We start from the raw sequence: 8,385 nt of genomic DNA, 5'->3' as shown, positions 1-8,385 counted from the left end.
CACCCGCTAAACTGTCCGGCCTGCACACCGAGCGACCACCGTGACCCTCACCCACCGCAACGTGCTCAACCACCTGGCCGGCGGCGAACTGGTGGAAGCGATCGAATCTGACGTGAAGCGCTGCGCGTTGTGGGCGCGTCTTTCCCCCGACAAGGCTGCGCGTGAACCGGCCGAGATCGGCGCGGAGGTCATTGCCACCCTGATGCTGCGCTGGCAGTGCATCCTGGACAGCGACGACAGCATCACCACCCCGCTGTACCGCCACACCACCGCACTGGCGCTGGCCACCGCACTGCACCAGCAGGGGTTCGCATCCGCCGCGGTGACCGCCCAGGCCATCGCGGCGATCAGCGCCTTGAGCGAGGCGGGGGCCTTGAGCGATCACTTCCGCCGCAAGAGCGCGCAGATCGCCAGCCTGTTGGAAAGCGAACCGGTGATGCCAGCGCGCCGCCCGGGCATGCAGAAGTCCTTCACCCGATGGCGCGCCGGTGACATCGCCTCGGTGCAGGTGGACGGCCAGTACCATGCGTTCTACGTGCTGAGTGCCAACCAGGGCGCACCGGTGGTGGAGTTCTATGACTACCTCAGCCCTGTCGCGCCCCCCCTGGACGTGCTGGCGACGCTACCGGCGCGCGGCACCTCGCCGGATCCGAAGGACAATTACCTGCATCGTCTGGCCCTGTACGGCCTGGTCCACCAACCGGATCCAGCGAACCAGTTCGTTCTGCTCGCCAGCGGCGCCGAAGGGCCGGACAACCGCCACCTGCTTCGCCGCGACGGGCTGTACACCGTCAGCGACGTGTTCCGCACCCTCCATTGGCTACGTGCGTACCGCTGAACCGCATAGCGTCGCCGTCCAGCGCGCGGGCTATGCTGTTCGGCCTTCCACGGACCGGAGCCGTTCATGTCGATCACCCATCGCAGCATTCTCCAGCAGCTCGCCGGCGGCGATCTGGTGGATGCCATCGAACGCGACGTGAAGCACTGCGTGCGGCGCGCGCGCTCCGGTCCCGATCCTGCCGCGCACAGCCAGGCGACCATCGGTGAGGGCGTCGTCGACACGCTGTTGATGCGCTGGCACCACATCCTGGACAGCGACGACACGGTCGCCACGCCGCTGTACCGCCACACCACCGCGTTGGCCCTGGCCACCGCCCTGCATCAACAGGGCATCCAGTCCCCTGCGTTGACGGCCAAGGCGCTTGCCGCGATCAAGGCCCTGAACAAGGCGGTGGCACTGAGTGACCACTTCTACCGCAAAAGCCCGGACATCGTCCGCCTGCTCAAAAGCGCACCGGTGATGCCGGTGCGACGCCCGGGCCTGCAGAAATCACTCACGCGCTGGCGCGCCGGTGACGTTGCGTCCATGCAGGTGGATGACCACTACCACGCGCTCTACGTGCTGGAGATCAGCGACGGTGCGCCGGTCGTGGCGTTCTACGACTACCTGGACCGCACTCCGCCCACCTTGGAACGGCTGGCCAACGTGCCGGAGCGCGGCACCTCGCGCACTCCGGAAAACAGCTGCCTGGACCGGCGCGCACTCTACGGGCTGGTCCACCAGCCGGACCCCGCCAACCAGTTCGTGCTGCTTGCCAGCGGTGCCGACGCCCCGGACAACAGCCGCCTGATGCGCGGTGACGCGCTGGAGACCATCACCGATGTGTTCCGCACGATCCAGCACCTGCGCGCTTATCTGTAAGCGCGTCGCGCCGCACATCCACAGCTGGAGCGCGAAGCGCGCATCGTCACCCTCAATGGACCGGTACAGGATCTCGCCACAGCGCGGACGTCAGCGCGATTCCGCCACCGTCGGTGCAATGGCCGGCCACTGCCCGGCGATGTCTTCGATGCTGCCGGCACGCACCGCGCGCAGATCGCGCGGGTAGGCCACGCCCTCGGCCTCGGTGCTGCGCGTGGCATGGAACTGGCCGTTGCTGGCCCGCAGGATCCAGCCGCCGTCCACGCACGCCGGGGACACCAGGAATGCCACGCCCGGCGCCACCGCATCCGGATGCAGCTCGTCCGGCTCGCCTTCCACGCCCCACATGCGGGTCTTGGCCACCGGCGACACCGCGTTGACCACGATGCCATGCGGCGCGCCCTCGGCAGCCAGAACGTTGACGATGCCCACCGCCGCCAGTTTGGCTGCGGCATAGGCTGCCAGCCCCTTCTGCACGTACTGCGGGTACAGCGCACGGTCGGAGGTGGTGAGTACGATGCGACCGTGGCGGTTGGTCTGCATCGAGGGCCACGCGGCCTCGGCCAGCCACAGCGGCGTCTTGGCGGCGAGCGTCATCATGCGGTCGAAGTGGTCATCGTCCAGTTCGTTGATCGACTGGTACTCCACCCACCCGGCATTGTGGATGATGAAATCCAGCCGCCCGTGGCACTGCAGGATGCCGGCGACCAGGGCCTGGCAGTCGGCGCGGGTGTCGATGCTGCCGTGTGCCGCGTGCACGCCCAGCCCGCCCTCGCGCAGCAGCGCGACCGTCCGGGCAATCCGCTGCGGGTCGTGGCCCGTGCCGTCCAGCCCGGCACCCACGTCGTGCATTACCACCTGTGCGCCGCGCTGGGCCAGCAGACGGCTATAGGCCAGACCCAGCCCACTGGCCGCGCCGGTCACCAGGCCCACCTGGCCTTGGAAGGAAACGTGATGCGTTGTTGTCATCCGCACAGCATCGGACAGCAACAGGGTGCGCCGCCAATACCTGTTGCGTGCCGTGGCAATACGCTACAGGTATCGTCAGCGCCCGCGTGTGCCCGGTCCGGCCGGCCCGCGCTGAAGACGGTACGTCGTGTAGGCAATGGCCAGCCATAGCAGCAGGTAGAGCAGCAGCAGGCCGGTGCCCACCGACAGCACGTCCTCCGCCCTGGTCCGGGCCACCAGCCGCCAGGTATCCACGCCCGCAGTGCCAAGGCCAATAAGCAATACGCCCACGCCCACGAACGTACCCAGCCACCGCACCCAGGCATGCCGGCGGACCAGCAGCAGGGGCAGCAACACCACCAGGGTGACTGCGAGCAGCAGCAGCGTCATGCCGGTGAGCAGGCCGGTGAAATCCGACGCCAGCGCCGGCAGTGGCAGGCAGGCAAGTGCGCCGGCGTACAACCGTGCGACGTGCCGGCCCCGGCATGGACCCGCGGCGTGTGCGCTCATGCTGTCAGCACCTTTGCCCTGCCCGTGCACGTTCACAGTGGAAGCCGATTGGCCACGAAATTGACCACGTTGCCCATCGCCTCCGGGTCCACGTTGCTCAACCCCACCAGCACATAGCCCTGCTCGGGAAGCACATAGAACACCGCGTTCGCACCGGGCGCACCGCCTTCGTGCCCATACAGACGCTCCCTGCCCTGGCCACGCACCATGAAGCCATAGCCATACCAGCCCATGGTGTTCTGTGGCGCGGTGGCTGTCGCCAAAACGGCGCGCGGCAGAAGCTTTCCCGTGCGCAGTGCCTCGCCGAATTTCAGCAGGTCGCCCACGGTGCTGTAACCACCGCCCGCCGAGGTGCCGCGCCAGGGCAGCGATGCCGTTTCCAACGCCCATTTCCCATCCACCCGGGTGTACGCGTTCGCCCGGGCCGGGACCGGTGTGGACTCCGGCAGGGATCCGGTCGCGGTCATGCCCGCTACCCGGTAGACGTGGGTATCCACATAGTCGTAGTAAGACTGACCCGACACCGCCTCGATCACCGAGCCCAGCAGGATATAGGCGTAGTTCGAGTACTGGTCCTTGCTGCCCGGCGGGAAAGCCAGTGGCTCAGCCGCGAACACCGCCCAGTAGTCGTGCAGGGTGCGCAGCGCGCCGGAGGTGCTGCTGGCCTTCTCGCCGAAGATGTCGCCCAGCCCGCTGGTGTGGTTCAGCAGCTGGCGCAGCGTGACCGCATCGGCCACCGCACGGTTCGGGTAGGTCGGCAGGTGCTTGCCCAGGGAATCGTCCAGGGACAGCTTGCCCGCCTGCTCCAGCTGCAGGATGGCCACGGCGGTGAACATCTTGTTCAACGATGCCAGGCGGAACCGGGTGTCGGCGGACACGGCCAGCGCACGATCGCGGTCGGCCCGCCCACCCTGCCACTGCATCCGCACCTCGCCGTTCCTGGCAACGAGGAAGGCACCGGCAACCTCGTCCGATGCCTGCAGTGCGTCGAGTCGCGCATTGGCGTCGGCCAGGAGGGTGGCTTCCGGCACACGCTTGGGCGCGAACCGGGGTGGCGTTTCGGCGCCTTCGAACTGGAGCGCGGTTGCGCCGGATGTCGGGTCGACGGACGCGGTGACCAGCATCGCGCGGTCATTCACCGTTGGCAGCACCAGTACCTGCGCCGTGCCAGCGGTGCCGGGCCTGGCCTCGAGTACCTGCAGGGCACCGGTGTCCTTGCGGAATTCGAGATCGGCCACACGATTGGGGCGCATGCCGTACTTCTCACGTACCGCGCGCAGTGCATCGCCGTCGGCGTCGTTGAAGGCGGCCAGCCACGCCGTGAGTGCCTGCTGGGCCGTGTCCTGTTCCGGCTCAGGCGACTTGGCACGGGACGCCGGTGAGACCAGCAGCAGGACTGCAATTCCGATAACCATCAACCGCCGCATGCATTCCACCTCGTCCGTTTGGAGAATGGCCACCGCGCCCGAATCCAGTGCGTGGCCGGGACACTATCGGATAGATGGCGGTCGGTTTCAACGATGGCGCGGGACGTGGCAGCACGCCCTCGGCATGCATCTCCCTGCCTCCGATTCTGATTGGAACGCGCATGAAGCGGCTGATCGCGACACGCGCTGACAGTGACGGATCGTCATGCCGCCATGCAGCCCAAACACTTTCGAGCTGCCAAGCGTGCAGTGCGGCACAGGCGCCGCCGACGGAGCGTCACGCTTCGCGCACGCAGTGCAGTTTCCCTACATCGAAGCATCTTGAGCAGGCGTAACACCGGGATACCGGATGCATCCACGCATCCAACTTCCAGGAGAAGTACATGAAGCTCACCCCGCTGGCCTTGGCCATTGCGTTGTCTGCATTGCCCGCCTATGCGCAGGATGAAGAAGGTTGCCCCACCGATGCGGAGATGGTCGCCAGCATGTCGCTGGACGAGCTGCGGCAGTACGAGTACAGCCTGCAGAATCCGGAGATGTCGTTCGAAGAAGCGTGCAAGGATGCGACGGACAAGGATGAGGAAGAAGCCACTGGTTCGCGAAAGCACTACTGCGTAAAACGGGTCGCGACGTACTCCTCACACAACCCGGAAACGGGTGAGGAAGAAGTGGCAAACGTGACAATGTATGACTATGTGTCTGTCCCGCAAAGTCGCACCGCATGGACGCACCGCGTCCGCGTCGAGTTTGAAGCCATACAAGGCAACGCAATGGCCGGGCTGATCGTAGCCCCCGATCTATACTGCGGCAGTTGCACTGAGAAGCAGCAGTTCGAGCCACAAACGCTGAGTGGACCAGGAATCTACGAATTCTCCGCCGCGCTTCGCTTCGATACGGACGATGGCAAGACCAGTCAGAACACACAGCTGGTTTTGACACGATTCAACGTCGACCAGACGCCAATACAAATGGTCGCGCCGCAATTACGCTGCGACACGCTGTCCAGGAGTAACACATCGGGGTGTCGTTTCACCGACTACCCCACTGTGTTTGAGGTGAGCCTGAGCAACCCGGATACCGACGAATCAGCTATCCACATCCAGGCCGCCCAGTCAGTGCTTCCGGGACGGCCCGGATATTGGCACACCGACCAAAATCTTCGCGGAACGGCCCTGACTCGCACGCAGAATGGCACCGTCAGAAGAGCAAATCGAAGAGCCTCGGGCGAACTGTGCAAAAGCCGATTTCCGGGTGGTGCAGAGGCCGGCCTCAATTGTGATGAGTACCCCTTCGCAGCAACAAATCAGGGAGCATCATTGGTCCCTGAGACGTCCATGTCTGTGAAGTACATCGCAGGAGCGGACAACCAGGATGTTGGAAATCGCTTGGGCACCCTCTTGTGCACCGAAGCCAGAGTGCTGGAGGGCGAGGAATTCTGGGTAGATATCACAGAGTGATCAACACAAGCCCGTACCACCCAAATCCTGATGCCGACGCAGGCATGCGAATGAGCGGGGCGTATCGGAGGACATACAGGCAATGAACAGTGAAACCTGGAACTCACTTCTGACCGAGCTAAATCAAGCTTGCCTGGAGATCATCCCGCACGTTCTGGCCTCTCCTCCGCCGGGACTGGGGATGGCTCAGATCATAGAGCGGTATCCAGGCAGCAGCATCGCCCAGCTTGCTGCGGACACCATCCAAGGCAAAGCAACATGGTTGGGAATGCCACCAGCGAGCCAGGAGCGCATGGAAGCAGCAGAACTGCGCCTCGGCATGCCGTTGCCATCCAGCTACAAATCCTTCCTGCAGGTGTCTAACGGATTTCTCATTCCCGGCGAGGCAATCAGTTGCATCCTTCCTGTGGAGCTGATCAGCCCATTCGGCGATGAACACGCCGAGGAAGCGCGGCTCTGGCGGGAGGGATTGAATGACCATACAGGGGAGTTCGCATACTTCGTACAGAGTCGACTGGAGCACACCATTCAACTATCAGGACCACCAAACGGCAGGCCAGAGTATGTGCTCATGGATCTTGACCGCGACGCCGTCGCCAAGGGATTCGAAATCCTGGAGCTCGTGCACGAAGGCCCCGATTACGTAGGTGGCTTCGAGGATGTAATGAAGAGCGCGCTCCATTCCGTTCGGTACGGACTGAAACTTCATTCAAGGACATCGTAGCTGTGTCGCCGTTGCACTCGTCTTGTCCTATCGGTTACCGGCTCAACACCGTTCAGCTCGGCACGCCTCGATTCAACAGGATGGACCACATCATGTGGATTGATCTGCTACACGAACTCAACGAAGTCTCTCTTGCCGAACTCGTGCACCTGCATGGATACCCTTCACTGGAAGTAAGGCTGGGAGCGTTCACCCAGCGGCACCCGGACCACCCGATGGCCGCCTTGGCAAAGGCCATCATTGCAGGCGAGGCGCGGTGGCTCGGCATGCCCCCGGCGACGGACCGTCAGATCCACGAGGCCCAGCAGCGCCTCGGCATTGAGCTACCTTCCAGCTACAGAGCGTTTCTCAGAGTGGCCAATGGCTTCTTCATGCCCGGTGCGATCGTAAACACCCTTCTTCCCGTCGAGCTCATCACCCACTTCGGGGAAGACCACGCACACCAAGCAGCGCTATGGCGTGACGCACTCGACGACCAGACTGGCGAGATGGCGGACGACGTATGGAGTCGCCTGGAGGGCACCATACAACTCTCTGGGCCGCCACATCATCAACCCGAGTTCATCCTGCTGGATCCACACGTTAGAAACGCCGAAGGCGAGTTGGAGATCGTGGAGCTCGGTCACGAGATGCCCGAGTATGCCAACAGCTTTCATGAGGTGATGGAGCGGGCGATTTACACAGCGCGATATGTAATCACCCTCTGTTCGAAGAACAGCTAACGCCGGGATGGGATGACGGGGCGCCAACCCACCCGTCATCTGCCGACGCATGATCCGGTGCTACAACCCCACCGGCTCCACCACCACTGCCGTGCCGTAACACAACACTTCGGTAAGACCGGTCATCACATCGGTAGCGTCATAGCGCATCGCGATGATCGCGTTCGCCCCCAGCATCCGCGCATGCTTTGCCATGTCGCGATAGGTCTCTTCCCGGGCCTGTTCGCAGAGTTCGGTGTAGATGGTGATGTTGCCCCCGAAGATCGTCTGCAGCCCGCCCAGGAAATTGCCCACGATGGAACGCGAGCGCACCGTGATACCGCGCACCACGCCCAAGCTGCGCACAACCCGGAAGCCCGGCAGTTCCATTGCCGTGGTGACCATCGAATCGTCCAGACGCGGCGCGGACGGCGGCCGTGGTCCGCTGTTGTAGGGATCTGCCATTGCTACCTCGATCTACGTTGAGAACACGGCAAACACCCACGGGTGCGTCGGTATCGGCGTGAATGGATTGGGCTGGGGCCCCCTTTCCCCGGGGCGCATCCACGATCTTATGGCGCCGATGGGGACCCAGCAAGCACTGGACGAAGTCGGCGAGAAGTTCCTGAAAATTGCGTCAGGGATAGCGCGTCGTCGCGCGAACGCCGCCGTCTGCCCCGCACGATTTGCCCCGCCGCACGGCAACTGTCAGTACGAGCAAACACAGCCACAGCAGCCCGCAGCCAACGACGATGGCAACCCGCGTCGGTGCATCGGCAGCCCCGCGGTCTGGCCAGAAACGCCAGGTGTCCACGCATGCCACGTACGCGCCTATCAGTAACACGCATGCGCCGACCAAGGTGCCCAATCCGCGTCCCCAGGCATGTCGTCGAAACAGTGCCAGCACACCCAGGAC

The 8,385-nt window shown here is 64.0% G+C and carries 10 protein-coding genes; 5 read left to right on the top strand and 5 right to left on the bottom strand.

From position 1 onward, the window contains the following. The first annotated feature begins 40 nt into the window (after positions 1–40). Complete coding sequence (locus tag DBR34_RS02960) at positions 41–838, top strand: hypothetical protein (RefSeq protein WP_128095628.1); 798 nt, start codon at positions 41–43, stop codon at positions 836–838. A 66-nt stretch (positions 839–904) separates the two neighbouring features. Then, complete coding sequence (locus DBR34_RS02955) at positions 905–1,702, top strand: hypothetical protein (protein ID WP_128095627.1); 798 nt, start codon at positions 905–907, stop codon at positions 1,700–1,702. A 90-nt stretch (positions 1,703–1,792) separates the two neighbouring features. On the opposite strand, the gene DBR34_RS02950 is transcribed toward DBR34_RS02955, so the two are convergent. The 3 genes from DBR34_RS02950 to DBR34_RS02940 all read right to left on the bottom strand — a co-directional run bounded on the left by DBR34_RS02950 (position 1,793) and on the right by DBR34_RS02940 (position 4,575). After that, positions 1,793–2,626, bottom strand: a complete 834-nt coding sequence (locus tag DBR34_RS02950) for an SDR family NAD(P)-dependent oxidoreductase (protein ID WP_258223626.1) — start codon at positions 2,624–2,626, stop codon at positions 1,793–1,795. 120 nt (positions 2,627–2,746) lie between these two features. Beyond that, positions 2,747–3,040 (bottom strand): hypothetical protein, encoded by a 294-nt coding sequence (locus DBR34_RS02945; protein WP_219928202.1) that lies wholly within the window; start codon positions 3,038–3,040, stop codon positions 2,747–2,749. A 152-nt stretch (positions 3,041–3,192) separates the two neighbouring features. Continuing rightward, on the bottom strand, positions 3,193–4,575 hold the full coding sequence (locus tag DBR34_RS02940; protein WP_258223625.1) for a serine hydrolase domain-containing protein: 1,383 nt from the start codon (positions 4,573–4,575) through the stop codon (positions 3,193–3,195). 395 nt (positions 4,576–4,970) lie between these two features. Here DBR34_RS02940 and DBR34_RS02935 point away from each other — a divergent pair, with 395 nt between their 5' ends. From DBR34_RS02935 to DBR34_RS02925, 3 genes are all read left to right on the top strand, one after another. Next, entirely contained in the window at positions 4,971–6,044 is a 1,074-nt protein-coding gene (locus tag DBR34_RS02935) for a NucA/NucB deoxyribonuclease domain-containing protein (RefSeq protein WP_128095624.1), read from the top strand. Positions 6,045–6,126: 82 nt separating this feature from the next. Continuing rightward, a complete protein-coding gene (locus DBR34_RS02930; protein ID WP_128095623.1) occupies positions 6,127–6,768 on the top strand; it encodes an SMI1/KNR4 family protein in 642 nt (213 codons plus the stop codon). A 92-nt stretch (positions 6,769–6,860) separates the two neighbouring features. Further along, positions 6,861–7,490, top strand: coding sequence for an SMI1/KNR4 family protein (locus DBR34_RS02925; protein WP_181393883.1), 630 nt, complete (start codon positions 6,861–6,863; stop codon positions 7,488–7,490). Positions 7,491–7,550: 60 nt separating this feature from the next. Here DBR34_RS02925 and DBR34_RS02920 read toward each other — a convergent pair whose 3' ends face one another. After that, a complete protein-coding gene (locus DBR34_RS02920) occupies positions 7,551–7,934 on the bottom strand; it encodes a YbjQ family protein (protein WP_128095621.1) in 384 nt (127 codons plus the stop codon). 172 nt (positions 7,935–8,106) lie between these two features. Next, a partial coding sequence (locus DBR34_RS21610) for a hypothetical protein (RefSeq protein ID WP_219928201.1) occupies positions 8,107–8,385 on the bottom strand: 279 nt, incomplete at its 5' end.

It is taken from the genome of Stenotrophomonas sp. HMWF003 (assembly GCF_003061285.1).
Taxonomy (GTDB): Bacteria; Pseudomonadota; Gammaproteobacteria; order Xanthomonadales; family Xanthomonadaceae; genus Stenotrophomonas; species Stenotrophomonas maltophilia_AP.
This window is presented reverse-complemented; position numbering and strand designations above follow the sequence as displayed.

Coding starts and splice junctions, on each gene's coding strand:
- DBR34_RS02955 (WP_128095627.1), top strand. CDS start 905: ATGTCGATCACCCATCGCAGCATTCTCCAGCAGCTCGCCGGCGGCGAT.
- DBR34_RS02945 (WP_219928202.1), bottom strand. CDS start 3,040: ATGACGCTGCTGCTGCTCGCAGTCACCCTGGTGGTGTTGCTGCCCCTG.
- DBR34_RS02940 (WP_258223625.1), bottom strand. CDS start 4,575: ATGGTTATCGGAATTGCAGTCCTGCTGCTGGTCTCACCGGCGTCCCGT.
- DBR34_RS02935 (WP_128095624.1), top strand. CDS start 4,971: ATGAAGCTCACCCCGCTGGCCTTGGCCATTGCGTTGTCTGCATTGCCC.
- DBR34_RS02930 (WP_128095623.1), top strand. CDS start 6,127: ATGAACAGTGAAACCTGGAACTCACTTCTGACCGAGCTAAATCAAGCT.
- DBR34_RS02925 (WP_181393883.1), top strand. CDS start 6,861: ATGTGGATTGATCTGCTACACGAACTCAACGAAGTCTCTCTTGCCGAA.
- DBR34_RS02920 (WP_128095621.1), bottom strand. CDS start 7,934: ATGGCAGATCCCTACAACAGCGGACCACGGCCGCCGTCCGCGCCGCGT.